Source organism: Bradyrhizobium sp. LB14.3 (assembly GCF_040547985.1).
Lineage (GTDB): Bacteria > Pseudomonadota > Alphaproteobacteria > Rhizobiales > Xanthobacteraceae > Bradyrhizobium.
Map to the genome: position 1 here is coordinate 220673 of NZ_JBEPQT010000004.1, position 22144 is coordinate 242816.

Here is a 22144-nt window from a genome sequence, read left to right on the forward strand (position 1 = left end):
CCGTCAAGACCATTGGAGAACGACAATGCGACTCGTGAGTTATCTTCTGGACGGAGAGCCGCGCTATGGTGCCGCCGTTGAAGGCGGTGTCGTCGATCTGACCAGGCGGATCGGCCGCGACTTCTCCGACGTGAGGGCGCTGATTGCGGCCAACGCGCTGGCGGACGCGCAGGAAGCCATCGCCGGACAAAAGCCGGACCACGCACTCGACGATCTCGTGCTGCTTCCGCCGGTGCTGGCGCCGGAGAAGCTGTGGTGCATCGGTGTCAATTACGCCGAGCGCAACGCCGAGTACAAGGACAGCTCGGACCTGCCCAAATATCCCAGCCTGTTCGTGCGCAGCATGTCCTCGATGACAGGCTCCGGTCAACCGCTGGAGAAGCCCAAGGTTTCGGATCAGCTCGATTACGAAGGCGAACTCGTCATCGTGATCGGCCAGGGCGGCCGTCACATTCCGCGCGAAAAAGCCTGGGCGCACATCTTCGGCATGACGCTGTGCAACGAGGGCACGATCCGCGACTGGCTGCGCCACGGCAAGTTCAACGTCACGCAGGGCAAGAACTTCGACCGCTCCGGCAGCATCGGCCCGTGGATCGTCACCGCGGACGAGCTCGACCCGCGCGGGCCCCATGACATCATCACGCGCGTCAACGGCGAGGTACGGCAGCAGGACACGACAGAACGGCTGATGTTCCCGTTCGACTTTCTGATCTCCTATCTCTCCACGTTCGCGACCCTCAAGCCCGGCGACATGATCGTGACGGGCACGCCGACCGGCGCCGGCGCCCGTTTCGACCCGCCGCGCTGGCTTAAAGTCGGCGACGTCGTCGAGGTCGAATCCAGCCGCATCGGCATGCTGCGCAACACCGTCGCGGCGGAGAGTTAAGCCATGCTGGATACCGCCACCATCGAACGTCTTGCCGCGCGCCTCGATGAAGCCGAGCGCACCAAGACGCTGATCCCGATGTTCTCGAAGGAATATCCCGATTTCGCGATCGAGGATGCCTACGCCGTCCAGCGCGCCTGGACCAAACTCCAGCTCGGCCGCGGCCGCGTCATCAAGGGGCACAAGATCGGCCTGACCTCGAAGGCGATGCAGAACGCGGTCGGCATCTCCGAGCCTGATTACGGCGTGCTGTTCGCCGACATGTTCTATGCCGACGCCACGCCGATTCCGTTCGATCGATTCCACGCACCGCGAATCGAGGTCGAGCTCGCCTTCGTGCTGAAGGCGCCGCTGCGCGGCCCCGACTGCACCATCTTCGACGTGCTCAACGCCACCGACTACGTTACGCCCGCGCTCGAGATCTTGGAGACGCGCATGCACCGCGTCGATCCCGAGACCGGCAAGACCCGGAAAGTCATGGACACGATCTCGGACAACGCGGCGAATGCCGCGCTGGTGCTCGGCGGCCGGCCGTTCCGCCCGATGGATGCGGACATGCGCTGGATCGGCGCGCTGTTGTTCCGCAACGGCGAGGTCGAGGAGACCGGGCTTGCGGCCGGCGTGCTCAATCATCCCGCCAACGGCATCGCCTGGCTCGCCAACCGTCTCGCGCCGCATGACGAACATCTCGCGGCCGGGGAAGTGGTACTGGCGGGATCGTTCACGCGGCCCGTGGATATCCGCCGCGGCGACACCTTCCATGCCGACTATGGCACGTTCGGCTCGGTGTCGTGCCAGTTCGTCTGAATCAACACATGAAAGGGAGCGCATCATGACCGGTCACACGCGTCGCAAGAGCATCCATATCGGCGGCTTCAAACATGCCAATCCGATTCCGAACGCTTGCCGCATCGGCAATCTCGTGATGTCGGGCGTCATCCTCGGCCGCGATGCGGCAGGCGCGATGCCCGAGAGCCTGGACGCGCAATGCGCCAACATGTTCGCGTATATGAAGGCGACGGTGGAGGCCGCCGGCGGCACCACCGACGACATCATCAAGATGACGGTGTGGTTGAAGGACCGCACGCAGCGCGGCCCGGTCAATGTCGAGTGGCTCAAAATGTTTCCGGACGAGCATTCGCGTCCGGCGCGCCACGCGCTGCCGATGGACAACATGGATGGCGGCGCGCTGGTGCAGTGCGACTTCACCGCAATGATCGACTGAGGGAGTTTCGCGCATGCCGACCTATCTGCCGTTCGACCCGAACCCGCGCCGCCCGGTCAAGGCGCCGCCGCCCAAGACCATCGACAGCCAGTTTCACGTGCTCGGTCCCGTGGATAAATATCCGGAGCGTCCAGGCGCGGCCTATCGGATGCCGACCGCGACCTGGGAAGCGGCGCTGCGCGTCCACAAGACGCTCGGCATCGAGCGCGGCATCATCGTGCAGACCACGACGTACGGCGCCGATCATGCCGTGGTGCTCGACGGCCTCGCCGCGATGGGTCCGAACTATCGCGGCTGCGCCAACGCGCTGGTGTTCGCCGAGGCCAACGATTCCTATCTCGCCAAGCTGCATGATGCAGGCGTCCGCGGCGCGCGCTTCAGCTTCCGCCAGGAGCTTGGCGCGGTGCTGTCGGACGCCGACTTCGCTCGCGCCATCGCGCGTATCCGCGAGCTCGGCTGGTACGTCAAAATCCAGCCCGAGAAAGACGGCATCGTCTCCAGCGTCGCCAAGTACGAAAATCTCGACGTGCCCGTGCTGATCGACCATATGGCGCGGCCCGATCCCGAGGCCGGCAAGGACGATCCGAACCTGCGCAAGATGCTCGAGCTGCTCGCCAAGGGAAATTTCTGGGTGATGCTGTCGCTCGGCGAGAAGACCTCGAAGGCCGGCCCGCCCTACGACGACGTGATCCCGATCGCGCGCGCCTACATCGAGGCTGCAGTCGACCGCTGCGTCTGGGCCAGCGACTGGCCGCATCCGGTGTCGGTGAAGCAGCCGCCCAACGACGCCGATCTGCTGGAGCTGATGTACCGCTACGCGCCCGACCAGGCGGAGCTGGAGAAGATTTTGGTGCACAATCCGGCGAAGCTGTTCGGATTTGCGGATTAGTCCGCAACCCTCATGGTGATGAGCGCGAAGCGCGTCTCGAACGATGCAGGCCTGACTGTTGCCGGCGGCCATCCTTCGAGACGCCCGCTATGCGGGCTCCTCAGGATGAGGTCTGGTTTCGCGGCGAGAATGTTAGACCCTCATGGTGAGGAGCCCGCCAAAGGCGGGCGTCTCGAACCATGGAGGCCACGTGCTCAATCCTGGTGATCACGTCGCTGGCTGCCCCGCCAGCCGGTCCCGCACCTCGGCCGCGATCTCGAACGAGCGCAGCCGGGCGGCGTGATCGTAGATCTGTCCCGTCGTCATCAGCTCGTCCGCGCCGGTCTCCGCGATCAGCGCCTTCAGCTTCTCTTCGACCACGTCAGGCGAGCCGACCGCCGAGCACGATAGCGACTGAGCGACCATGGCCTTCTCGGCCGGCGACCACAGCGCGTCCATGTCTTCGACCGGCGGCGGCAGCGGGCCGGGCGTGCCGCGCCTAAGATTGATGAACTGCTGCTGCAGCGAGGTGAACATGCGCTGCGCCTCAACGTCGCTGTCGGCGGCGAACACATTGACGCCGACCATCGCATGGGGCTTGTCGAGCTGCGCCGAGGGTTCGAAGCGCGCGCGATACTCCCGCAGCGCCGGCATCATCATTTGCGGCGCAAAGTGCGAGGCGAACGCGAACGGCAGGCCGAGCATGCCTGCGAGCTGCGCGCCAAAGGTGCTCGATCCCAGGATCCAGAGCGGCACGTTAGTTCCCATGCCGGGCACGGCCCGGATGGTCTGGTTCGGCTTGATGTCGCCGAGCAGCGCCTGCAATTCCAGCACGTCATGCGGAAAATTCTCGGAGCTCGTCGCGAGGTCGCGCCGCAGCGCCCGCGCCGTGAGCTGGTCGGTGCCCGGCGCGCGCCCGAGCCCGAGATCGATCCGTCCCGGATAGAGCGAGGCCAGCGTGCCGAACTGCTCGGCAATGATCAGCGGCGAATGGTTCGGCAGCATGATCCCGCCGGAGCCGACCCGGATCGTCCTGGTCCCGCCCGCGACATGCCCGATCACCACCGACGTCGCCGCGCTCGCGATCCCCGTCATGTTGTGATGCTCCGCCAGCCAGAAGCGTTTGTATCCCCAGCCCTCGGCGTGCTGCGCGAGATCGAGCGAATTGCGAAACGCCTGCGACGCATCGCCGCCCTGACGGATGGGCGCGAGGTCGAGCACGGAGAAGGGGATCATGAGTGGGGTCCGGAGTGAAGGATCTGCGCATCTGGCACGTCACATGTAGTGTCAGCGTGTAGGATGGGTAGAGCACTTGCGAAACTCATCATGTTTTGTCAGGGCGTAAGGGCGATGGGTTTCGCTGCCGCTCTACCCATCCTACGAAGCTGTTCGAGTGACCTGCATTCCCGTTCACAACACCGTTATTGCGGCCTGGTGCGCCGTTCGCGGTAACTGGGCGGCTCTCTCCTGTTGTTGTACTCTCGGTGGAGCCACTGCACTCGCCAGGAGGAACCGACATGACCATCGTCGTACTCAACCGCCGCAACCTCCTCGCCGCCGGCGGCTCCGTCCTTGCAACCGCAGTTTTGGCAACCGGCGTTTCCGGCCTCCTGCTGCCGGCCCGCGCCGAAGGCCTCGCACCGACCGATTCGATGTCGGGCGGGGCGAACAATTACCGCAAGGGCGCGGCGATCGTGGATCGGATCGGCAAGGGTGGCTTCTGGATGAGCGGCACGGTGCGCCGCGCCGGCGACGGAGCTCCGCTTGCCGGGCAGCGCATTCAGATCTGGGCGCACACGACCGAGGGGCAGGAGCACGAGCCGCAGAGTCATGGCGCCACGCTCACCGACAAGGATGGCAAGTTCCGGCTCGATATGCCGCAGATCATTCCCATCTTCGGCCAGCCGCATGGCCACCTCGCCTATGACAGCGGTGAATTCAAGACGGTCTTCCTGCGTCCGGTGATGCGGAGCGCGAAGGAAACCAGCCTCGAAGCGCATTTCGTCCTTCAGCCGGCCTGACCAAGTTGCGAATGAAGGGGTGGAGATCGGCGAAGGTGGCCCTGATCTGGATCGCCCTGGCTTTGGCGATTGGCGTGCCGATCGCGCTCGCTGCGGGAAGCGAGCAGCTCGCATGGCGCGGTCCGGTCTACATCCTTGCCGGCTTCGCCGGGATTGTTGCCCTCGGTCTCGTACTCGTTCAGCCTCTCTTGATCGGCGGATATTTGCCGGGACTGTCGGCCTATCGAGGACGGCGCGCCCATCACTGGATCGGCGGCGCGCTTGCCCTGGCGGTGGTGATCCACGTCGCTGGCCTCTGGATCACCAGCCCGCCCGACATGATCGACGCCCTGACCTATACATCACCGACGCCGTTCTCCCCCTTCGGCGTGACCGCGATGTGGGCCATCTTCACCGTCGCGCTGCTGGCGCTGTTACGCCGGCGATTGCGCCTGCGGCTGCGAACCTGGCGCATCGTCCATATTCCCCTCGCGATCGTCATCGTCGTAGCCAGCGTGGCCCATTGCCTGCTGATCGAGGGGACGATGGAGACGATCTCGAAGGCGGCGCTTTGCGCGCTCGTCCTCGCAGCGACCATCAAGGTCATCGCTGACCTCTGGAGAAAGCGGGCGTTGCGCGGCAGTAGCGCGTAGGATGGATTTCGCTTCCGCTCTACCCATCCTACCGGCTGATTACCGCTGACGGCGACGGGGCGTATGTTCGCGCGATGGTTGTCAGTGCCCCCGATCTGAAAGCGTTCCTGCTCGCGACGCCGTTCTTCGGTGGTCTCCCGGACCCAAGTCTCGATCTCCTGAGTTCGATGTTGGTCGAGTGCCGCTTCGATGCCGGCGCGACCGTCGTGGTGGAAGGCGAGCCGGGACGCTCGATGTTCATCGTCAAATCCGGTCGGCTGGCGGTGAGCAAACGGGCGAGTTCGGGGAGCGTCATCCCGATTTCGGTTCTGGAGCCCGGCGATTTCTTCGGTGAAATGACGCTGATTGAAATGCAAAATCGCTCCGCCACGGTCGCCGCGGAAAGTCCGGCGGTGCTGTACGAGTTGACCGCCCAAAATCTCTACGGCTGCTACAAGGCCGATATCCACGCCTATGTGATCGTCCTGCAGAACATCAATCGCGAGCTATGCAGACGGCTGCGTCGTTCCGACGATCGCTTCACCGGACATCAGGTGGATGATGACAATTGATCATGCGTAGGATGGGGGAGCGACTTGTCCGCCGTAGCTTGAAGAGCGTAGGCGGAAGCGAAACCCATCATGTTTCGTCACCGAGCAAGGCTTGCGGAACCATCCTGCTACGTCATCGAAGAAGGCCTTGATGGGGTCGCTTCCTGGACGAGCGCTTATTGGGAGTAACGACAATGACGCTGGTGGTGGGGTATGCCGGAACCGATAATTGCTTTATGGTAGGAGATACGCTCCTGAGCCACGAGCACTTTGCACTTAAAGGCGATGTCGGCCCAGTCAACGGCGAATTTCACAGCTTAAAAATACAAATACTGACGAGCGAACTTGCGATCGGATTGGCGGGTAATTTTGATGCCGCTTATTCTGCGGTCGCAGCTTTGAAATTGGCCATTTCCGCTGATCCCACGCTCCATCCCACCGAATGGCTTGCGTCCAAAAACATTCTCGACGCTGATTTTCTTGTTTTGAAGAACGGGGCGAAGAAGGAATTGTTCGTTATCGAGAGTGGTAACGTCCGACAAGCAGTTAACGGGCATATCGGTGACCCCGAAGAGTGGAATCGATTCCTTCAATTGAAGAAGGATTACAATGGAGCATCTGAACGGCACACCATCGATGAGAACGGAAAGGTTGTGCGGTCAAATCCCGTGACAAGCGGCGAGAAGGAATTCGCAGTTGTGTCCGACGCGATGGAAGCACTTTGCTGGGACTGCGTTGGCCGAAAGGAGCCGACCGTCGGTGCGATCAGCGGCTGCGTCGTTCGTATTGTCGATGCACGAATTTCGGGACAGCTCGAATATCTTCAAGCGGTTGAGGCCTCCCATTTTCCATGGGAGCCCTCCGGAGGATTCACCGTTCTGGCGTCAAATGAGCCAGAACGTGGCATCGGAATCTATTTTAGAGTTGGCCAGCGGGGGTTCATTCTTTCGGTCGGTGCCCAGCCGCCTTGCGTCGCTAGTACGGCGGAGACCCTGAAGGCGTTCGTCGACGAAGCCCGCTCCAATTTCGGAATGAAGCTGACCGGCGGCGGCTGGGGTGAAGCTTTCTGACCGAAGCATTGTCGCCTGCGCCAATCCAACCCGTCGGGCAAAACACCGCTCCGTCCCAAAACCGTCAATCCCCTGTCGCGAAAATATTCCACTTTACCGAAATTCGGAATCGCAGTATCAATCCCCATCCCGGTCCAGGGAGAGGGGCGGTCGTCCGTCGTAACGAAACGTGGATCGGGGTGCGGTGGACGCGGCAGCGTCGGGCACGCGAAGGCGGGATCAGGGCGAGATGAACCTCGTGAGATCCTTGCTCCGTGCGGACGAACGGCGCCGATGCGTACGGCAAAATCGTGTGGTCCTGGCCGTCGTTGCTACGGTCAAGCCTTGCGGAGATGGATCGGGGCTCTACCGGGTCTCGAGGCATCGTCAATTCGCAAGGCGACGGTGACAAAAGGAACTCGTCGCCGGGGAGAGCGCGGCATAAGCCGTCAACCCACTGCGCAGGGAAGGCCGAGTGTTTGGCTACACCTGTATGCTGCTGTGCGGTTTTTCTGCGTGTGCTTTCGCGCAGCGGACCGCGGGTGCCAGCCGGCACCCGGTCTTCCCTGCGCTCTCTTCACAGAGGAGGGCTACGGAAAACAGCAAAACTCGGGCATCTCATGCCGCGAGAAGGCCGCTTCATGCGTGATTTGAGCCAGGGAATGGTGCTGCCAGACAGGATTGAACTGTCGACCTCTCCATTACCAATGGAGTGCTCTACCACTGAGCTACGGCAGCATGTGCTGGGATCAAGAATCGGCCGCCACGAGGGGCCTACCAAGCGGGCCGATATCTGCCACAAGCCCCCCGCCTGTGCAAGCTTGCAGGCCCCGCCAAAGCGATAAAATCGGGTCGATATCGGGGCCAAAATGCTTGTTTTGGCTCGAAACGGTCGACTTTCTGCGGATTCGGTTCCGATATCCCCACCCAACTGGCCAGTTGCCCGATGTGCCGGATTCGATCCATTTCGATTTTCGCACGATCGGATCGCGCGGGCCTCTTGAGCTGCCTTATTCCTCAGGCATGTTACCGCCGATCGCTGTAATGGACCCCGATGGCTGACGAGAACGACAAGAGCGAGCGGCAGGATTCGAGACAGGCGAGGGCGTCCCGCGACGACCGGCTGAAATCGGCGCTGCGCGAAAATTTGAAGCGGCGGAAGGTGCAGGCGCGGGAACGCGCCGCAAGTGCCGACCCCTCGCAGAACGAGGATGGTTCCCTAGATGAGGGGGCCGCCGGCAAGACCGCTGGCAAGACCGGCGGCTAGAATCCGGCGGCTGGAATTTTTTGGAGTGCATGGACGTGGCAATGGGGCAGGACGAATCGCAACGACCCGACGGTGACGCGCAGATGTCGCGGTTCACCCGCCCTGAACAGACCTTTCCGGCGCTGACATCAGCCGAGATCGAGCGTGTCAGGCATTTCGGCGAGGTCCGCCTCTATGCCGATGGGGAATTCCTGTTCGAGACCGGCAAGCCCGGGCCGGGCATGTTCGTTGTGCTGAAGGGCCACGTCGCCATCACCCAGCGCGACGGCCTTGGTCACGTCACCCCGTTGATCGACCAGGGGCCGGGGCAATTTTTGGCCGAGCTCAGCCAGCTCTCGGGGCGGCCGGCGCTGGTCGACGGCCGCGCCGAAGGCGATGTCGAGACGCTGCTGTTGCCGCCGGAGCGGCTGCGCGCGCTGCTGGTCGCAGAGGCCGAACTCGGCGAGCGCATCATGCGCGCCCTGATCCTGCGCCGGGTCAATCTGCTTCAGGGCGGTGTCGGCGGCGTCGTGCTGATCGGTCCCTCGCATTCGTCAGGCGTGGTGCGGTTGCAGGGCTTCCTCACCCGCAACGGCCAGCCGCATCATCTGCTCGATCCCGAGCGCGATCGCGACGCCGCCGACGTCATCGCGCGCTATTCGCCCAAGCCGGAAGACTGGCCGCTGGTCGTCACCCCCGATGGTGCGGTGCTGCGCAATCCCGGCGAAACCGAGCTTGCGCGCGCGATCGGCATGATCGGTGGCCCGCGCAACGACCGCATCTACGACGTCGCGATCGTCGGCTCCGGGCCGGCCGGGCTCGCCACCGCCGTGTATGCCGCGTCCGAAGGCCTCTCGGTCGCCGTGCTCGACACCCGCGCCTTCGGCGGCCAGGCCGGCGCCAGCGCGCGCATTGAAAACTATCTCGGCTTTCCGACCGGAATTTCCGGCATGGCCCTGACCGCGCGCGCCTTCAACCAGGCGCAAAAATTCGGCGCGGAGATCATGATCCCGGTGACGGTGAAGTCGCTCGACTGCACGCGCAAGGATGGCGCGTTTTCGGTGGCGCTTGACGGCTGCGACCCCCTGCATTCGCGCGCGGTCGTTGTCGCAAGCGGCGCGCGCTATCGCCGGCCCGAGATCGAGAACCTCGACAAGTTCGAAGGCCGCGGCGTCTGGTACTGGGCGTCCCCGGTCGAGGCGAAGCTGTGCGCCGGCGAGGAAGTGGCGCTGGTCGGCGCCGGCAATTCGGCGGGGCAGGCGGCCGTGTTCCTGTCGGGGCACGCGAAGCGCGTGCTGATGATCATCCGCGGCGGCGGCCTGGGCGCCAGCATGTCGCGCTATCTCATCGAACGCATCGAAGCGACGCCGAACATCGAATTGATGTTCAACACCGAGATCACGGCGCTCGAAGGCGACGAGGCCTCGCTGCTGCGGCGCATCCGCTGGAAGAGCCGGCTCTCGACCGACGAGGATTTTGCGGACGTCCGCAATCTGTTTTTGTTCGTCGGCGCCGATCCTGCGACCAATTGGCTTGACGGCTGCGGCGTGACGCTCGATCGCGGCGGCTTCGTCGTGACCGGCGCGCAGTCCGAGCAGAACCAGGGCCGGCTGGTCGCGCCGCTGGAGACTTCCGTGCCCGGCGTCTATGCCGTCGGCGACGTCCGCTCCGGCTCGGTCAAGCGCGTCGGCGGCGCCATCGGCGAGGGCGCGCAAGTCGTGGCCTCCCTGCACGGTTTCCTCGGTGACGCCGCAAAGCCGGCGCTTTAGAGCACGAACCGGAAAAGTGTGCAGCGGTTTTCCGAAAAGATCGTGCTCAAACCATGAGTCAAGTCAAAGACAAGCAGATGGCAAGGCGAATGTGACTTGCCATTGTGCCGTGTCATACGTGACTATCCCCTCATCCTGAGGAGCCGCGACAGCGGCGTCTCGAAGGATCGAGGCCCAGCTGCCAAAGCCGGGCCTGCATGGTTCGAGACGTGTGCTTCGCACGCTCCTCACCATGGAGAGGATCTACAAACAAAACGCTTAATGGGAGGAACTAAATGGCTGAAATCGTCGTGCTGTACAAAACGCCCACGGATGCTGCGGCCTTCGACAAATATTATGCCGAGACCCACATTCCGCTCGCCAAGAAACTTCCAGGCCTGAAGAAGTACGCCATCAGCAAGGGGCCGGTCGGCTCCCCCGCCGGACCGTCCGGAATCCATCTGGTCGCCATTCTCACCTTCGACAGCACGGCCGACATCCAGGCGGCATTCGCCAGCCCGGAAGGCAAGGCGACCGGCGCTGACGTGCCGAAATTCGCCAGCGGCGGCGCCGACCTGCTGATCTTCGACACCAAGGAAGTCTAAATTCGTCTTGCATCGGCCCGCCGATGGCGGGCCGATGTTGCGACGTTCGATTCAACTTTCCTCGAAAACCTGCCGTCGTTAGTGACAGCGTTGCAAAAAAATAAAGCATGCGTTTGTCGATTCGCACGACGGTGCATGGGTGCACGCGCATATGTGACACCGGCGCAGGTGGCAATTCGATGAGGACCGTAATACTATCTTTCCGATCTCAATGCGAGACGAGTAGGAGAGATGTCATGGTTCTTGGGTTGAGCTTGCCCGCCTTCACGCTGGTTCATGTCATCATCAGCCTGATCGGCATCGCCGCCGGCCTCGTCGTCATGTTCGGCCTGCTCGGCTCGAAGCCGATGCCGGGCCTCACCGCGATCTTCCTGCTGTTCACGATCCTCACCAGCGCCACCGGTTTCCTGTTTCCGTTCAAGGAGCTGCTGCCGTCGCACATCATCGGCATCATTTCGCTGGTGCTGCTCGCGATCGCCTGCATCGCGCTGTACGGCATGAAGCTCGCGGGCGTCTGGCGTCCGGTCTACATCGTGACCGCGATGATCTCGCTTTATTTCAACGTCTTCGTGCTGGTGATCCAGTCGTTCCTCAAGGTGCCGGCGCTTGCCGCGCTCGCGCCCGCAGTGCCGCCGGCGCCGCCAGGAGGCCCGGTGTTCGCCGTGGTGCAGGGCATCGTGCTGGTGTTCTTCGTGGTGCTCACCGTCGGCGCCTGGCGCCGCTACAAGCCGATGGCGTTCGTCTGATCGTTCAAGGAGCCTAGCAATGCCTACTATCACCACCACGGACGGCGTCGAGATCTTCTACAAGGATTGGGGAAGTGGCCAGCCGATCGTGTTCAGTCATGGCTGGCCGCTATCGGCCGACGATTGGGACACGCAAATGTTGTTCTTCGTCGCGCGCGGTTACCGCGTCATCGCGCATGACCGCCGCGGCCACGGCCGTTCGTCGCAGGTCTCCGACGGCCACGACATGGATCATTATGCCGACGATCTCGCGGCCTTGACCGCACATCTCGACCTGAAGAATGCGATCCACGTCGGCCACTCCACCGGCGGCGGCGAAGTCGTGCACTACATCGCGCGCCACGGCGAGAGCCGGGTGGCGAAGGCTGCAATCCTTTCCGCCGTGCCGCCGCTGATGGTGCAGACCGCGGCCAATCCCGGCGGCCTGCCGAAGAGCGTGTTCGACGGTCTCCAGGCGCAACTCGCCGCCAGCCGCACGCAATTCTATCGCGATCTCCCCGCCGGCCCATTCTACGGCTACAATCGTCCCGGCGCAAAGCCGTCGGACGCGGTGATCCATAATTGGTGGCGCCAGGGCATGATGGGCGGCGCGAAGGCGCATTACGACGGCATCGTCGCGTTCTCGCAGACCGACTTCACCGAGGATCTGAAGAAGATCACCGTGCCGGTGCTGGTGATGCACGGCGACGACGACCAGATCGTGCCTTACGCCGATTCCGCGCCGCTGTCGGCCAAGCTGTTGAAGAACGGCACGCTGAAGACCTACAAGGGTTTTCCGCACGGCATGCCGACCACGCACGCCGAGACCATCAACGCGGACCTGCTGGCGTTCTTCAAGGGGTGAGCGGCCTCACTCCAATATCGCCCTGATCGCATCGAAGGTGCGCTTGACGAAAGCTTCCGGCTTCTCCCGCGCCCCTTCACCGATCCAGCTCTCGCCGCCGACGCGCATCGCGCCGGTGGCGATCATGGCGACGAGCCGCGCCTTCAGCTTGTCCGATTTGGTTCTGGCGCGCTGTGAAAGCCCCTCGGCCAGGGCGCGCTCGAGCTTCTCGTATTTGAGCTGGTCGCGTGCCCGAAGCGCGGGATTGTCACGCTTGAGCCGCGACATTGCCGCCGCTTCGGCCGGGTCGATCCGCTTGAGCGCCGCCGCGATCGCGTTCTCCGCCGCGGTCAGCATGGATTCGCCCGCAGGCCGCCCGACGACCTCCGCGACCAGCGCGGCGGCTGCGCCCTCCTGCCAGGCGGACACCACGTCCTCCTTCGAGGCGAAATAATGGAAGAAGCTGCGTCGCGACACGTCCGCCGCGGCCGCGATGTCGTCGATGGTCGTGGCCTCGAAGCCGCGCTCCAGGAACAGCGCCATGGCCGCGCGGGCCAGTCGCTCGCGGGTCGCCTGCAGCTTGCGCTCGCGCAGGCCGGGGCCATCGGGGGATTTTACCCCTGCCGGCAACGGCTTGGCGCGCTTGTCGGCTGATTTCCTGGCGACCTTCGAAATCTTCAAATCATTTCACCTCTTGCAAACTTGCACCCAGTGCACATTTAGACCCGTCGCGGGCCTTTTCCCAGCGCCGACGGAGCTATGGCATGACCGACTGGACCACGGCAGACATCCCCTCTCTCTCAGCGGCAAGACCGCCGTCGTGACCGGGGCGACGGGCGGCCTCGGCTACGAGACGGCGCTGGCGCTGGCGGGCGCGGGTGCCATTGTCATACTCACCGGGCGCAACGACGCAAAGGGCCTGCGCGCGATCGAGGGCATTTGCGAGCGCTTTCCCAATGCGCTGATCGCCTACGAGCATCTCGACCTCGCCAGCCTCGCGTCCGTGGCCGATTTTACCAGGCGCTTCGCGGCCAGCAACGAGCAGCTCGACCTTCTCGTCAACAATGCCGGTGTGATGGCGCTGCCGAAGCGGCGGCAGACGGCGGATGGTTTCGAGATGCAGCTCGGCACCAACTATCTCGGCCATTACGCGCTGACGGCGCGGCTGTTGCCGCAGCTTCGCCGGGCGAAGGCGGCGCGCGTCGTCAATCTCTCGAGCCTCGCGCACCGCTCCGGCGCGATCAATTTTGACGATCTGCAAAGCAGGCACTCCTATCGTCCGTGGCGGGCCTATTGCCAATCCAAGCTGGCGATGCTGATGTTTTCGCTGGAGTTGCAGCGCCGCAGCCTCGCCGCCGGCTGGGGCCTGACGAGCCTTGCCGCACATCCCGGCTACGCGCGGACCGATCTCATTCCGAACGGGCCGGGTGCGAACACGTTCCAATCGCGTGTGAGCCGGTGGCTGCAGCCCTTCATCAGCCAGTCTGCCGCGGAAGGCGCGCTGCCGACCTTGTTGGCCGCGACCTCGCCGGCAGCTGAGCCCGGCGGCTATTACGGTCCGAACTGGTTCTACGAATTGAAGGGACCACCCAGGCCGGCGAAGATCATGCCGCAGGCAAAGGATTTCGCCTCGGCAGCCATGCTGTGGGATGTCTCGGCGACGTTGACCGGTATATCCTTCGACGAGATCGTAGCCGCCGCATGAGCCGCGACGCTGTAGGAAACGTCCCGATGCAGATCATCATCTTCGGCGCGACCGGCATGGTCGGGCAGGGCGTTTTGCGCGAATGCCTGGTCGATGCCGGCATCGACCGCGTGGTTGCGATCGGCCGTAGCCCGACCGGAGTGCACAATGCCAAGCTCACCGAGATCACACACGGCGATTTCACGGATTATTCGGCGATCGAAACGCAACTGACCGGCTTCGACGCCTGCTTCTTTTGCCTCGGAGTCTCTTCGATCGGCATGAGCGAGGATCGCTATCGTCATCTCACCTACGACCTCACGCTCGCGGCGGCGACGACGCTGGCAAGGCTCAATCCGCAGATGATTTTCACTTACGTCACAGGCGCCGGCACCGATTCCACCGAGCAGGGTTCGCGAATGTGGGCGCGTATCAAGGGCAAGACCGAGAACGATCTGCTCAAGCTGCCGTTCAAGGCGGCCTACATGTTCCGGCCCGGCGCGATCCAGCCCCTGCACGGTGCCCGCTCCAAGACCGCGTGGGTGCAGGCGGTGTATACCGTAACCTGGCCACTCTGGTCGGTGCTGCGCCGGCTCTCGCCGCGGCTCGTCACCTCGACCGAGCAGATGGGCCGCGCCATGATCCGGGTTGCCCGGGAGGGGTATCCGCGCAAGGTGCTGGAGATGGAGGATATCAATAGCCTCTAGTCCGGTGGAGCGTTAGTTCCAGGGAAATTTTGGCGCCCGCGCGCGTTGAGCCCTGTCCGCCCGAAGGAGAAAGCGCCGGCGATGTCTCCCCAGCTCAAATTGATCGCGCTCGACGCCGACGACCTCGCCGTGATCTCGGCCCACGTCCAGGATGCCCGCGTGCAGCCCTCGGACATCATCTGGCGGCAAAGCGAAAAGCGGCTGGTGGTCGGCATGAGCCGGTTGGACTGGGAGCAGATGCTGGACGGCGAGGCCGAGCCGCGCAGGCTGATCGCCGCCCTGCGTTTCGACCGCGTGCTCGCCTGCAAGTCGCGCAACATCGACCTCGCCGCGGCGGACATGATTCTGGACCTCATCGGCATCGAATTTCACGGCCAGGACGCCCCCGGCGGCAGCGCGTTGCTCCTGTTTGCCCAAGGCGGCGCCATCCGCCTCGACGTCGAATGCCTGGAATGCGAGCTGACCGATCTGGGGGCGGATGAGCTAGGGACGGGGCTGGAGGTTGACGGGGAGGGGTGAGGTGGTCGGTATACCAGCCAAATCCGCTGAGGCCCGCGCCGGAACGCCGCCTTTCAAGGGTTGAGCCAAGGGTTGACGCAGCTTTCCCGCCGCGCCATTGAGCAGGGACCCGGTGAGCCAAACCGCGCCCCCAAAAACCAGTTAGAAGCCAAGATGCCCGTTCGTCTCGACCGCAGCAGCGCCGATTTTGACCAGCGATTCGTGGCCTTCCTCGCCGCAAAGCGCGAGGCCTCGGCCGACGTCGAAGCTGCCGCGCGTGCCATCGTCGACGACGTGGCTAAGCGTGGCGACGCGGCCCTGCTCGAGGCGACGGCAAAGTTCGACCGGCTGACGCTGAATGCATCCGGCCTGCGCGTCACCGCTGCCGAGATCGAGGCCGCGGTGAAAGCCTGCGATGCCGCGACGCTGGACGCGCTCAAGCTCGCGCGCGACCGCATCGAGACCTATCACAGTCGCCAGCTTCCGAAGGACGAGCGTTTCACCGATCCGCTCGGCGTCGAGCTCGGCTGGCGCTACACCGCGATCGAATCCGCCGGCCTCTACGTGCCCGGCGGCACCGCGGCCTATCCCTCCTCAGTGCTGATGAATGCGGTGCCGGCAAAGGTCGCCGGCGTGGCGCGTCTCGTCATGGTGGTGCCCTCGCCCGACGGCAAGCTCAATCCGCTGGTGCTGGCGGCAGCAAAGCTCGGCGGCGTCAGCGAGATCTACCGCGTCGGCGGCGCGCAGGCCGTGGCCGCGCTCGCGCATGGCACCGCGACGATCGCGCCGGTCGCAAAAATCGTCGGCCCTGGCAACGCCTATGTCGCTGCGGCAAAACGGCTGGTGTTCGGCAAGGTCGGCATCGACATGATCGCCGGTCCCTCCGAGGTGCTTGTCATCGCGGACGACACCGGCAATGCCGACTGGATCGCTGCCGATCTACTGGCACAGGCCGAGCACGATGCCAGCGCCCAGTCGATCCTGATCACGGATTCCGCGCGCCTTGCCGTCGATGTCGAGAAGGCGGTCGAGGCGCAGTTGAAGACGCTGCCGCGTGCCGCGATCGCCAGCGCCTCGTGGGCCGATTTCGGTGCCATCATCATGGTGAAGAATCTCAACGACGCCATCCCGCTTGCGGACGCCATTGCCGCCGAACATCTCGAGATCATGACGCAAGATCCCGACGCACTCGCTGCAAAGATCCGCAATGCCGGTGCAGTGTTCCTCGGCGCGCATACGCCGGAGGCGATCGGCGACTATGTCGGCGGCTCCAACCATGTGCTGCCGACGGCGCGCTCGGCGCGATTTTCTTCGGGCCTCTCGGTGCACGATTTCCTCAAGCGTACCTCGATCCTGAAATGCGGCCCGGATCAGCTGCGTGCGCTGGGTCCGGCTGCGATGATTCTCGGTAAGGCGGAAGGGCTAGATGCCCATTCGCGCTCGATCGGATTGCGCCTCAATTTGTCATGACCCAGCCGCCCGAACAGGACGACTCGCAAAATCGCATCGTCGGCGTCACGCTCGACGAGGACTCGATCGGCCGTTCCGGGCCCGACATCGAGCATGAGCGCGCGATCGCGATCTACGATCTGATCGAGCAGAACCTGTTCGCCCCCGAGGGCGCCGACGGGAAGGGGCCGTTCACGCTGCATATCGGCATCACCGGCAGCCGGTTGATGTTCGACATCCGCCGCGAGGACGGCACGCCCGTGGTCGCCCATCTGTTGTCGCTGACGCCGTTCCGCCGGATCGTGAAGGACTATTTCATGATTTGCGACAGCTACTACCAGGCGATCCGCACCGCGACCCCGGACAAGATCGAGGCCATCGACATGGGCCGCCGCGGCATCCATGACGAGGGATCGCGTACGCTGCAGGAGCGCTTGAAGGGCAAGGTGCGGATCGATTTCGAAACCTCGCGCCGGCTGTTCACGCTCATTACTGTTCTGCACTGGAAGGGCTAGGCGCGATGGCGGGTCCGCCACGCGCACGCGATCCGCAATCGGTGCTGTTCGCCTGTGCCATGAACAGCGTGCGCTCGCCGATGGCCGAGAGCCTGCTGCGGCACATGTTTCCGCAAGGGCTTTACGTGAAGTCGGCCGGCGCCAGGCGCGGCGAACTCGATCCGTTCGCGGTGTCGGTGATGGCTGAGCTCGGCCAGGACATCTCCACCCACAAGCCGCAGACCTTCGAGGAGCTGGAGGACTGGGAGGGGCTGAATTTCGACCTCATCATCACGCTGTCGCCGGAGGCGCACCACAAGGCGCTGGAGCTGACCCGCACGCTCGCCGCCGACGTCGAGTATTGGCCGACGCAGGATCCCACCACCATCGAAGGCAGCCGCGACCAGAAGTTGGCTGCCTACCGTGAGGTCTGCGACCAGCTCATGCTGCGCATCCGCCGGCGGTTTTCGAAGGTGGGCGCGGCGAACGGGTAGCATTCCGCGTCCGTAACACCCGCGTCACAGAGCGCAGGCACACGCATCCTGTGCCCGTCGAATCAGTAAAGTCCGGGTTCCCGGGTTGTGAAATCAGCCCCCTTCCGATAGGTTCCGCGCGCAATTCACCCCCTGCTTCATCCCCAAATCACCTGATGCTTGGCCGCCCCAAATTCGTTCTTGCCTCCGGTTCGCCGCGGCGCCTGTCGCTGCTCAACCAGGCCGGCATCGACCCGGACGCACTCCGGCCCGCCGACGTCGACGAGACGCCGAAGCGAGGCGAGCTGCCGCGCGCCTGTGCCAACCGGCTCGCGCGGGCCAAGGCCGATGCGGCGCTCAAATCGGTACAGCTCGACGACGAGCTGCGCGGCGCCTTCATCCTTTCCGCCGACACCGTGGTGGCGGTCGGCCGTCGCATCCTGCCCAAGGCCAATCTGGTCGACGAGGCCGCGCAGTGCCTGCGGCTGCTGTCGGGCCGCAACCACCGCGTCTACACCGCAATCACCCTGGTGACGCCGCGCGAGGCCTTCCGCCAGCGCCTGGTGGAGACCCGGGTCCGCTTCAAGCGCCTCTCGGAGGACGACATCCAGGCCTATATCGGCTCCGGCGAATGGCGCGGCAAAGCCGGCGGCTACGCCGTGCAGGGCATCGCCGGCTCGTTCGTGGTCAAAATGGTGGGGTCCTACACCAACGTGGTCGGCCTGCCGCTCTACGAGACCACCACGCTGCTCGGCGGCGAAGGTTTCCCGATCCGCTTCGGCTGGCTCAACACCACCGCCGTGTAAGCCGAACAGCCGCTCCTGCCTGCGCTTCGGCCGGAGGAACCCCTTTGCCGACACGCTCTTGAACTCCCTCACCCCGTGTAAGCTGCGCACCTTATGGACGACCAGGTGAAAAAGCCCGCCAGCCCCCTCAAAACCTGCCCGATCTGCGGCAAGCCGCAGTCCGAGGCCACCCGTCCGTTCTGCTCCCCGCGCTGCCGCGACGTCGATCTGAATCGCTGGCTGAAGGGCTCCTACGTCATCCCCGGCCGCGACGATGAGACGGATGGTGAAGAATAAGCAAGTAATATCAATCGGCTGCTTCTCTCACCGATGTGCCGCGAGCCAGCCGCGGCAAAGCCGCCCCAGCTTGTGCACAGCCAGGCCGCGCGCCCGCTCGGCCGAAGGCGAAGCGTGGGTGGACAGGCAGCCTTCAGCCCACTATAAACCGCCCGCTCGATGGGCTTTGGCCCCTCTTTGGAGCACGCCCAGGTAGCTCAGTTGGTAGAGCATGCGACTGAAAATCGCAGTGTCGGTGGTTCGATTCCGCCCCTGGGCACCATTCCTAAACAGATTTGCGAACCACAGGCGTAAAGCGGTCGACGGCGATCGGATCGATCTCGATCGGGAGCGCACTCGCCTTTTTGGCATAGTCAAGCGCCTCAGCCCGGTCAGGGGTCTGCCGGTGATGAAGTAGCGGGCGTGTGCGCTGAGCCCGAATTCTGCCCGACGCTTCGGGCAGGTTGATGGCGACGGCCTTCGCGTCGAAAGCCAGGCGCCGGTTGGCGGAGGACTTGATGTCCGCCCATGATCCTCGATCTTGGAAGCAGCGACACCCGCCGGCGATGGCGCATTCGAGATGGCCCGCCAGACCGATGCGCAATGGACGGTCAATCCACGCCTTCGACTGCCCAAATGCGGAACTTGGCGTATTTGTCCCCGATTTTTCTGGCCTCCCTGTATGCGGGGCTTGCGAAGGCCGCTTGCGCCTTTTCCAGTGACTCGAACATCACGACCAGTGCGCGCCCCTTTGGCGGCTCGCCCTCGATCGAAACGGTCATACCGCCGCGCGCCAGGATTTTGCCGCCGGCAGCGGCGAGTGCTTTGCCGCCCACTGGCGCGAACTCCTTGAGATAAGCCACCTGATCGCTGACATCGTTGTCGACAATGGTATAGGCAGGCGGCTTTGCCTTCGCATGCAGCGTCTGGACCGCGATCGCACCTAGAGTGCGATTCCCGACAGGAGCGACAAGCTTATCGCGTAACGCGTTCTCATGGATTTCTCCTGTTTCTCTGCCTTAACAGGCGTCATTCGATCACTTCATCTGCGCTGGCGACGAGTGTTGGCGGAATTTCGAGGCTCATCGCGTTGGCAGTCTTGAGGTTGATCACAAGCCGATAACGCGTGGGCTGCTCGAAGGGCAAATCGGCCGGGTCGGCGCCTTTGAGGATGCGGTCGGCCAAGGAGGCAGCACGCGCGAAGCATTCGGCGAAATCGGGCCCGTACGACAACAGGCCGCCATCGCGCGCAAGATTTTCGTATTCGTACATGGCCGGCAGCCGACGAGCTGCGGCGAAATCGAACACGCGCTTCCGGTTGAGAATAGTGAGGCTATCGGCGACCATCAAGATGGCATCCGGCATACTGCTTTCCATCGCATTGAATGCCTCCCCGAAATCATCCGGCTCACCGACGCCGAGCGGTTGTATGGAAACGCCGAGCACATCGGCGGCCTTGGCCGACGCTTCATAGCGCAAGACCATGGCGCGATCGTTCTTGTTCCACAGCATCGCAACGCGCTTGATCCCTGGCGCCACCTGCTTGAGTATTTGCAGTCGTTTGGCAAGGAGCTCGGTGGCATTGTCCGAAATGCCGGTGACATTGCCGCCAGGCCGGGCGAGGCTGGCGATCAACCCGGTCGCCACCGGATCTCCGACAGCATGGGTGACCACCGTCGGCAAGCCGGTCTGCTTTGCCGCAACTGCTGCTGGATAACCGGTCGCGAGAATCGCATCGACCTTGGCGTCCGCGAGCTCTTGCGCCAAGCGCGGTAGGAGTTCGCTTTGTCCATTGCTGCCACGGGGAATCAAGACCAGACTCCCGTCGATAGCGTAACCGGCTGCCGTGAAGCCGCGGGAGAGAAGGGCCCCAAATGGGCTCTTCGGAACGAAGGGCATTACCGGGCTCAGCGAACCGATCCGATAGACTTTGCTCTGCGCGGCAGCAATGCCCGGCCGAACGGCGGCGGCGGTCAGCGAGATCAAGAAATGACGGCGGTTCATTCAATCCTCGTTTTCGAGACGATCCTTGCGGCAGCAAGCCCACGCATGGGCCTGTTCGCAGCGCCTGATAAAGTGATGGTTTGCGCGCACCAGCTGACAGCTGCACAGATTGCAATCACCCGCATACTAAGACAAACCTTGGATTCGAGCTTTGAGATTATGTTCTTCGATTCTCAAGTCGTGAGGCGCCGGCTCGCCCATACAGCTCCGATTAGATGCACGCTGCTATTCGAACGCCTCTTGGCTACCTTGGGGGAGGCAACCAACAGCTGACCAACGCTTCAGGCCCAATGACTGATGCTACCTGAAATTTAGCTGAGCAGGCCCGGCCGGTTAATGCTTCGTTGTTGGAGAGTTATTGTCAGAAGCGGCCGCGATAAGGTGCGGCCGCAGATACTGGCGGTCCTGGACCTAAGCACGTCGAATTGCACGTCCCGCATGTTGGCGATTGATTTTTTCCGGCTAACTGACCTCTCCCTGTATTGGTAATGCAGGGATATTTTGTCTGGTTAAGGCCGTAGCGGGCCAGTGAATCGACCCCCGATGACCATGGCGCCGCCCTTCGTCGTCGTCCTCCCGGCCGAAAAAATGCGGTATTGAAAATTCCAGCGAAGGTCCGAGAGGCTCGTGCGGCCGGATGTTGTTGACTGAATCTGTACGGTGCTGTACGGTTCTTTAGGTGAAAGCGCAGTGAACCCCATCTTGCGTAAAGGCGCGGAAGAAGCCCGCAATCAGCTCCCGGATCTTCTCGAAGCAGCCGAGAAGGGCCGTTCGACGGTCATTACCAGACATGGCCGTCCGGTTGCAGCGTTAGTGCCGATCGAGGCGTATGGCGCTGCCATTCGCCAGCAGTCGCTGATGACCGTCGCAGGATCCGGACATGGGCTATGGGGGAAGAGTAGCACCCGTACGCTTCGAAAGCTGCGTGACGAATGGAACCGCTAGATTTTGGAGATCTGCCGGAGGATGCGCTCGTTCTCGTCGATTCGGCGCCCATCATCTACTTTCTCGAGGGACACACGAAATTCGGACCGCGCTTCAAGCCGCTCTTCGAAGCCCATGGAGCTGGGCGTCTGCGCTTCGCCGTAACGACCATCACCGTCGCCGAGGTGCTGACCGGGCCCCTGCAGGCACGTGATGACGCGCTCGCGCAGCGTTACCGTGCGATCCTCGAATCGTGGCAACCGATCGCGCTTGACATCGACATTGCGGAAAGTGCTGCGAGGCTGCGGGCGTCGCTCCGCCTCAAGCTGGCAGACGCTGTTCAAGCGGCCAGCGCATTGGCGATCAACGCGGCCGCCCTGGTGACGCATGACCGTGATTTCACACGCGTGCGTTCGCTGCGTATAATTTCCTGAAGGCCCAGCGCGTCGACGTGTCGATCGTTCACGGAAC

General features: G+C 63.5%; 27 protein-coding genes, 2 tRNA genes and 1 pseudogene. 24 read left to right on the plus strand and 6 right to left on the minus strand.

Annotation, left to right across the window (positions count from 1 at the left end):
* Nucleotides 1-25: 25 nt before the first annotated feature.
* The 4 genes from ABIB00_RS11180 to ABIB00_RS11195 are packed head-to-tail and all read left to right on the plus strand — an operon-like array spanning nt 26 to nt 3000.
* Nucleotides 26-886: a fumarylacetoacetate hydrolase family protein gene (locus tag ABIB00_RS11180; protein WP_354104361.1), complete on the plus strand. Its 861-nt coding sequence runs from the start codon at nt 26-28 to the stop codon at nt 884-886.
* A 3-nt stretch (nt 887-889) separates the two neighbouring features.
* A complete protein-coding gene (gene hpaH / locus ABIB00_RS11185; protein WP_354104362.1) occupies nt 890-1693 on the plus strand; it encodes a 2-oxo-hept-4-ene-1,7-dioate hydratase in 804 nt (267 codons plus the stop codon).
* 25 nt (nt 1694-1718) lie between these two features.
* On the plus strand, nt 1719-2111 hold the full coding sequence (locus ABIB00_RS11190) for a RidA family protein (RefSeq protein WP_354104363.1): 393 nt from the start codon (nt 1719-1721) through the stop codon (nt 2109-2111).
* A 13-nt stretch (nt 2112-2124) separates the two neighbouring features.
* Nucleotides 2125-3000 carry an amidohydrolase family protein gene (locus ABIB00_RS11195; RefSeq protein WP_354104364.1) on the plus strand — a complete coding sequence of 292 codons (876 nt, stop codon included), beginning with the start codon at nt 2125-2127 and terminating at the stop codon, nt 2998-3000.
* A gap of 207 nt (nt 3001-3207) precedes the next feature.
* On the opposite strand, the gene ABIB00_RS11200 is transcribed toward ABIB00_RS11195, so the two are convergent.
* Entirely contained in the window at nt 3208-4215 is a 1008-nt protein-coding gene (locus ABIB00_RS11200) for an LLM class flavin-dependent oxidoreductase (protein WP_354104365.1), read from the minus strand.
* A gap of 281 nt (nt 4216-4496) precedes the next feature.
* Between ABIB00_RS11200 and ABIB00_RS11205 the strand changes: the two genes are divergently transcribed.
* The 4 genes from ABIB00_RS11205 (at nt 4497) to ABIB00_RS11220 (ending at nt 7232) form a co-directional block, all read left to right on the plus strand.
* Nucleotides 4497-5000 carry a peptidase associated/transthyretin-like domain-containing protein gene (locus tag ABIB00_RS11205; RefSeq protein ID WP_354104366.1) on the plus strand — a complete coding sequence of 168 codons (504 nt, stop codon included), beginning with the start codon at nt 4497-4499 and terminating at the stop codon, nt 4998-5000.
* Nucleotides 5001-5011: 11 nt separating this feature from the next.
* Nucleotides 5012-5632: a ferric reductase-like transmembrane domain-containing protein gene (locus tag ABIB00_RS11210; RefSeq protein WP_354104367.1), complete on the plus strand. Its 621-nt coding sequence runs from the start codon at nt 5012-5014 to the stop codon at nt 5630-5632.
* A gap of 74 nt (nt 5633-5706) precedes the next feature.
* Nucleotides 5707-6183 (plus strand): Crp/Fnr family transcriptional regulator, encoded by a 477-nt coding sequence (locus ABIB00_RS11215; protein ID WP_354104368.1) that lies wholly within the window; start codon nt 5707-5709, stop codon nt 6181-6183.
* Between the two features lie 173 nt (nt 6184-6356).
* Entirely contained in the window at nt 6357-7232 is an 876-nt protein-coding gene (locus tag ABIB00_RS11220) for a hypothetical protein (RefSeq protein WP_354104369.1), read from the plus strand.
* A 642-nt stretch (nt 7233-7874) separates the two neighbouring features.
* Here the strand turns inward: ABIB00_RS11220 and ABIB00_RS11225 are convergent.
* A tRNA-Thr gene (locus ABIB00_RS11225) sits at nt 7875-7949 on the minus strand.
* A 316-nt stretch (nt 7950-8265) separates the two neighbouring features.
* On the opposite strand from ABIB00_RS11225, the gene ABIB00_RS11230 reads away from it, so the two are divergent.
* The 5 genes from ABIB00_RS11230 to ABIB00_RS11250 all read left to right on the plus strand — a co-directional run bounded on the left by ABIB00_RS11230 (nt 8266) and on the right by ABIB00_RS11250 (nt 12400).
* Nucleotides 8266-8478 (plus strand): hypothetical protein, encoded by a 213-nt coding sequence (locus tag ABIB00_RS11230; protein ID WP_354104370.1) that lies wholly within the window; start codon nt 8266-8268, stop codon nt 8476-8478.
* A gap of 41 nt (nt 8479-8519) precedes the next feature.
* The gene (locus ABIB00_RS11235; protein WP_247351313.1) at nt 8520-10226 is read left to right on the plus strand and encodes an FAD-dependent oxidoreductase; all 1707 of its coding nucleotides are present in this window, start codon (nt 8520-8522) and stop codon (nt 10224-10226) included.
* A gap of 275 nt (nt 10227-10501) precedes the next feature.
* Nucleotides 10502-10810 carry an EthD family reductase gene (locus ABIB00_RS11240; protein WP_007615494.1) on the plus strand — a complete coding sequence of 103 codons (309 nt, stop codon included), beginning with the start codon at nt 10502-10504 and terminating at the stop codon, nt 10808-10810.
* 236 nt (nt 10811-11046) lie between these two features.
* Nucleotides 11047-11556: a hypothetical protein gene (locus tag ABIB00_RS11245; RefSeq protein ID WP_354104371.1), complete on the plus strand. Its 510-nt coding sequence runs from the start codon at nt 11047-11049 to the stop codon at nt 11554-11556.
* A 19-nt stretch (nt 11557-11575) separates the two neighbouring features.
* Nucleotides 11576-12400 (plus strand): alpha/beta fold hydrolase, encoded by an 825-nt coding sequence (locus tag ABIB00_RS11250; protein ID WP_354104372.1) that lies wholly within the window; start codon nt 11576-11578, stop codon nt 12398-12400.
* 6 nt (nt 12401-12406) lie between these two features.
* On the opposite strand, the gene ABIB00_RS11255 is transcribed toward ABIB00_RS11250, so the two are convergent.
* Nucleotides 12407-13060, minus strand: a complete 654-nt coding sequence (locus ABIB00_RS11255) for a TetR/AcrR family transcriptional regulator (protein ID WP_354104373.1) — start codon at nt 13058-13060, stop codon at nt 12407-12409.
* Between the two features lie 83 nt (nt 13061-13143).
* On the opposite strand from ABIB00_RS11255, the pseudogene ABIB00_RS11260 reads away from it, so the two are divergent.
* The 9 genes and pseudogenes from ABIB00_RS11260 to ABIB00_RS11300 all read left to right on the plus strand — a co-directional run bounded on the left by ABIB00_RS11260 (nt 13144) and on the right by ABIB00_RS11300 (nt 19028).
* A pseudogene (locus ABIB00_RS11260) lies at nt 13144-14084 on the plus strand (SDR family oxidoreductase).
* A gap of 26 nt (nt 14085-14110) precedes the next feature.
* Nucleotides 14111-14770, plus strand: coding sequence for an NAD(P)H-binding protein (locus ABIB00_RS11265; protein WP_354104374.1), 660 nt, complete (start codon nt 14111-14113; stop codon nt 14768-14770).
* An 81-nt stretch (nt 14771-14851) separates the two neighbouring features.
* Nucleotides 14852-15289, plus strand: a complete 438-nt coding sequence (locus ABIB00_RS11270) for a DUF2948 family protein (protein WP_247351301.1) — start codon at nt 14852-14854, stop codon at nt 15287-15289.
* A 153-nt stretch (nt 15290-15442) separates the two neighbouring features.
* On the plus strand, nt 15443-16738 hold the full coding sequence (hisD, locus tag ABIB00_RS11275) for a histidinol dehydrogenase (RefSeq protein ID WP_354104375.1): 1296 nt from the start codon (nt 15443-15445) through the stop codon (nt 16736-16738).
* Complete coding sequence (locus ABIB00_RS11280; RefSeq protein WP_247351299.1) at nt 16735-17232, plus strand: UPF0262 family protein; 498 nt, start codon at nt 16735-16737, stop codon at nt 17230-17232. The genes hisD and ABIB00_RS11280 overlap by 4 nt, the downstream gene beginning before the upstream one ends.
* Nucleotides 17233-17237: 5 nt before the next feature.
* Nucleotides 17238-17705, plus strand: coding sequence for an arsenate-mycothiol transferase ArsC (locus tag ABIB00_RS11285; RefSeq protein ID WP_247351297.1), 468 nt, complete (start codon nt 17238-17240; stop codon nt 17703-17705).
* A 155-nt stretch (nt 17706-17860) separates the two neighbouring features.
* Nucleotides 17861-18490: a Maf-like protein gene (locus ABIB00_RS11290; RefSeq protein ID WP_247445258.1), complete on the plus strand. Its 630-nt coding sequence runs from the start codon at nt 17861-17863 to the stop codon at nt 18488-18490.
* A gap of 93 nt (nt 18491-18583) precedes the next feature.
* Nucleotides 18584-18766 (plus strand): DNA gyrase inhibitor YacG, encoded by a 183-nt coding sequence (gene yacG / locus ABIB00_RS11295; RefSeq protein ID WP_247445257.1) that lies wholly within the window; start codon nt 18584-18586, stop codon nt 18764-18766.
* A 186-nt stretch (nt 18767-18952) separates the two neighbouring features.
* A tRNA-Phe gene (locus ABIB00_RS11300) sits at nt 18953-19028 on the plus strand.
* 3 nt (nt 19029-19031) lie between these two features.
* Here the strand turns inward: ABIB00_RS11300 and ABIB00_RS11305 are convergent.
* Genes ABIB00_RS11305 through ABIB00_RS11315 form a run of 3 tightly spaced genes read right to left on the minus strand, consistent with a single transcriptional unit; the run spans nt 19032 to nt 20731 of the window.
* The gene (locus ABIB00_RS11305) at nt 19032-19349 is read right to left on the minus strand and encodes a hypothetical protein (RefSeq protein WP_354104376.1); all 318 of its coding nucleotides are present in this window, start codon (nt 19347-19349) and stop codon (nt 19032-19034) included.
* A 7-nt stretch (nt 19350-19356) separates the two neighbouring features.
* Nucleotides 19357-19746, minus strand: a complete 390-nt coding sequence (locus tag ABIB00_RS11310; RefSeq protein ID WP_354104547.1) for a DUF1330 domain-containing protein — start codon at nt 19744-19746, stop codon at nt 19357-19359.
* Between the two features lie 28 nt (nt 19747-19774).
* Nucleotides 19775-20731: an ABC transporter substrate-binding protein gene (locus tag ABIB00_RS11315; protein ID WP_354104377.1), complete on the minus strand. Its 957-nt coding sequence runs from the start codon at nt 20729-20731 to the stop codon at nt 19775-19777.
* Nucleotides 20732-21439: 708 nt separating this feature from the next.
* Between ABIB00_RS11315 and ABIB00_RS11320 the strand changes: the two genes are divergently transcribed.
* Both ABIB00_RS11320 and ABIB00_RS11325 read left to right on the plus strand, forming a co-directional pair.
* On the plus strand, nt 21440-21694 hold the full coding sequence (locus tag ABIB00_RS11320) for a type II toxin-antitoxin system Phd/YefM family antitoxin (protein WP_354104378.1): 255 nt from the start codon (nt 21440-21442) through the stop codon (nt 21692-21694).
* Nucleotides 21682-22107 (plus strand): type II toxin-antitoxin system VapC family toxin, encoded by a 426-nt coding sequence (locus tag ABIB00_RS11325; RefSeq protein WP_354050427.1) that lies wholly within the window; start codon nt 21682-21684, stop codon nt 22105-22107. The genes ABIB00_RS11320 and ABIB00_RS11325 overlap by 13 nt, the downstream gene beginning before the upstream one ends.
* The last annotated feature ends 37 nt before the right edge of the window (nt 22108-22144 follow it).

What these genes read in the sequence shown, in the direction of transcription:
- ABIB00_RS11180 (WP_354104361.1), top strand. Translation starts at nt 26, where the DNA reads ATGCGACTCGTGAGTTATCTTCTGGACGGAGAGCCGCGCTATGGTGCC.
- hpaH (WP_354104362.1), top strand. Translation starts at nt 890, where the DNA reads ATGCTGGATACCGCCACCATCGAACGTCTTGCCGCGCGCCTCGATGAA.
- ABIB00_RS11190 (WP_354104363.1), top strand. Translation starts at nt 1,719, where the DNA reads ATGACCGGTCACACGCGTCGCAAGAGCATCCATATCGGCGGCTTCAAA.
- ABIB00_RS11195 (WP_354104364.1), top strand. Translation starts at nt 2,125, where the DNA reads ATGCCGACCTATCTGCCGTTCGACCCGAACCCGCGCCGCCCGGTCAAG.
- ABIB00_RS11200 (WP_354104365.1), bottom strand. Translation starts at nt 4,215, where the DNA reads ATGATCCCCTTCTCCGTGCTCGACCTCGCGCCCATCCGTCAGGGCGGC.
- ABIB00_RS11205 (WP_354104366.1), top strand. Translation starts at nt 4,497, where the DNA reads ATGACCATCGTCGTACTCAACCGCCGCAACCTCCTCGCCGCCGGCGGC.
- ABIB00_RS11210 (WP_354104367.1), top strand. Translation starts at nt 5,012, where the DNA reads ATGAAGGGGTGGAGATCGGCGAAGGTGGCCCTGATCTGGATCGCCCTG.
- ABIB00_RS11215 (WP_354104368.1), top strand. Translation starts at nt 5,707, where the DNA reads ATGGTTGTCAGTGCCCCCGATCTGAAAGCGTTCCTGCTCGCGACGCCG.
- ABIB00_RS11220 (WP_354104369.1), top strand. Translation starts at nt 6,357, where the DNA reads ATGACGCTGGTGGTGGGGTATGCCGGAACCGATAATTGCTTTATGGTA.
- ABIB00_RS11230 (WP_354104370.1), top strand. Translation starts at nt 8,266, where the DNA reads ATGGCTGACGAGAACGACAAGAGCGAGCGGCAGGATTCGAGACAGGCG.
- ABIB00_RS11235 (WP_247351313.1), top strand. Translation starts at nt 8,520, where the DNA reads ATGGGGCAGGACGAATCGCAACGACCCGACGGTGACGCGCAGATGTCG.
- ABIB00_RS11240 (WP_007615494.1), top strand. Translation starts at nt 10,502, where the DNA reads ATGGCTGAAATCGTCGTGCTGTACAAAACGCCCACGGATGCTGCGGCC.
- ABIB00_RS11245 (WP_354104371.1), top strand. Translation starts at nt 11,047, where the DNA reads ATGGTTCTTGGGTTGAGCTTGCCCGCCTTCACGCTGGTTCATGTCATC.
- ABIB00_RS11250 (WP_354104372.1), top strand. Translation starts at nt 11,576, where the DNA reads ATGCCTACTATCACCACCACGGACGGCGTCGAGATCTTCTACAAGGAT.
- ABIB00_RS11265 (WP_354104374.1), top strand. Translation starts at nt 14,111, where the DNA reads ATGCAGATCATCATCTTCGGCGCGACCGGCATGGTCGGGCAGGGCGTT.
- ABIB00_RS11270 (WP_247351301.1), top strand. Translation starts at nt 14,852, where the DNA reads ATGTCTCCCCAGCTCAAATTGATCGCGCTCGACGCCGACGACCTCGCC.
- hisD (WP_354104375.1), top strand. Translation starts at nt 15,443, where the DNA reads ATGCCCGTTCGTCTCGACCGCAGCAGCGCCGATTTTGACCAGCGATTC.
- ABIB00_RS11280 (WP_247351299.1), top strand. Translation starts at nt 16,735, where the DNA reads ATGACCCAGCCGCCCGAACAGGACGACTCGCAAAATCGCATCGTCGGC.
- ABIB00_RS11285 (WP_247351297.1), top strand. Translation starts at nt 17,238, where the DNA reads ATGGCGGGTCCGCCACGCGCACGCGATCCGCAATCGGTGCTGTTCGCC.
- ABIB00_RS11290 (WP_247445258.1), top strand. Translation starts at nt 17,861, where the DNA reads ATGCTTGGCCGCCCCAAATTCGTTCTTGCCTCCGGTTCGCCGCGGCGC.
- yacG (WP_247445257.1), top strand. Translation starts at nt 18,584, where the DNA reads ATGGACGACCAGGTGAAAAAGCCCGCCAGCCCCCTCAAAACCTGCCCG.
- ABIB00_RS11325 (WP_354050427.1), top strand. Translation starts at nt 21,682, where the DNA reads ATGGAACCGCTAGATTTTGGAGATCTGCCGGAGGATGCGCTCGTTCTC.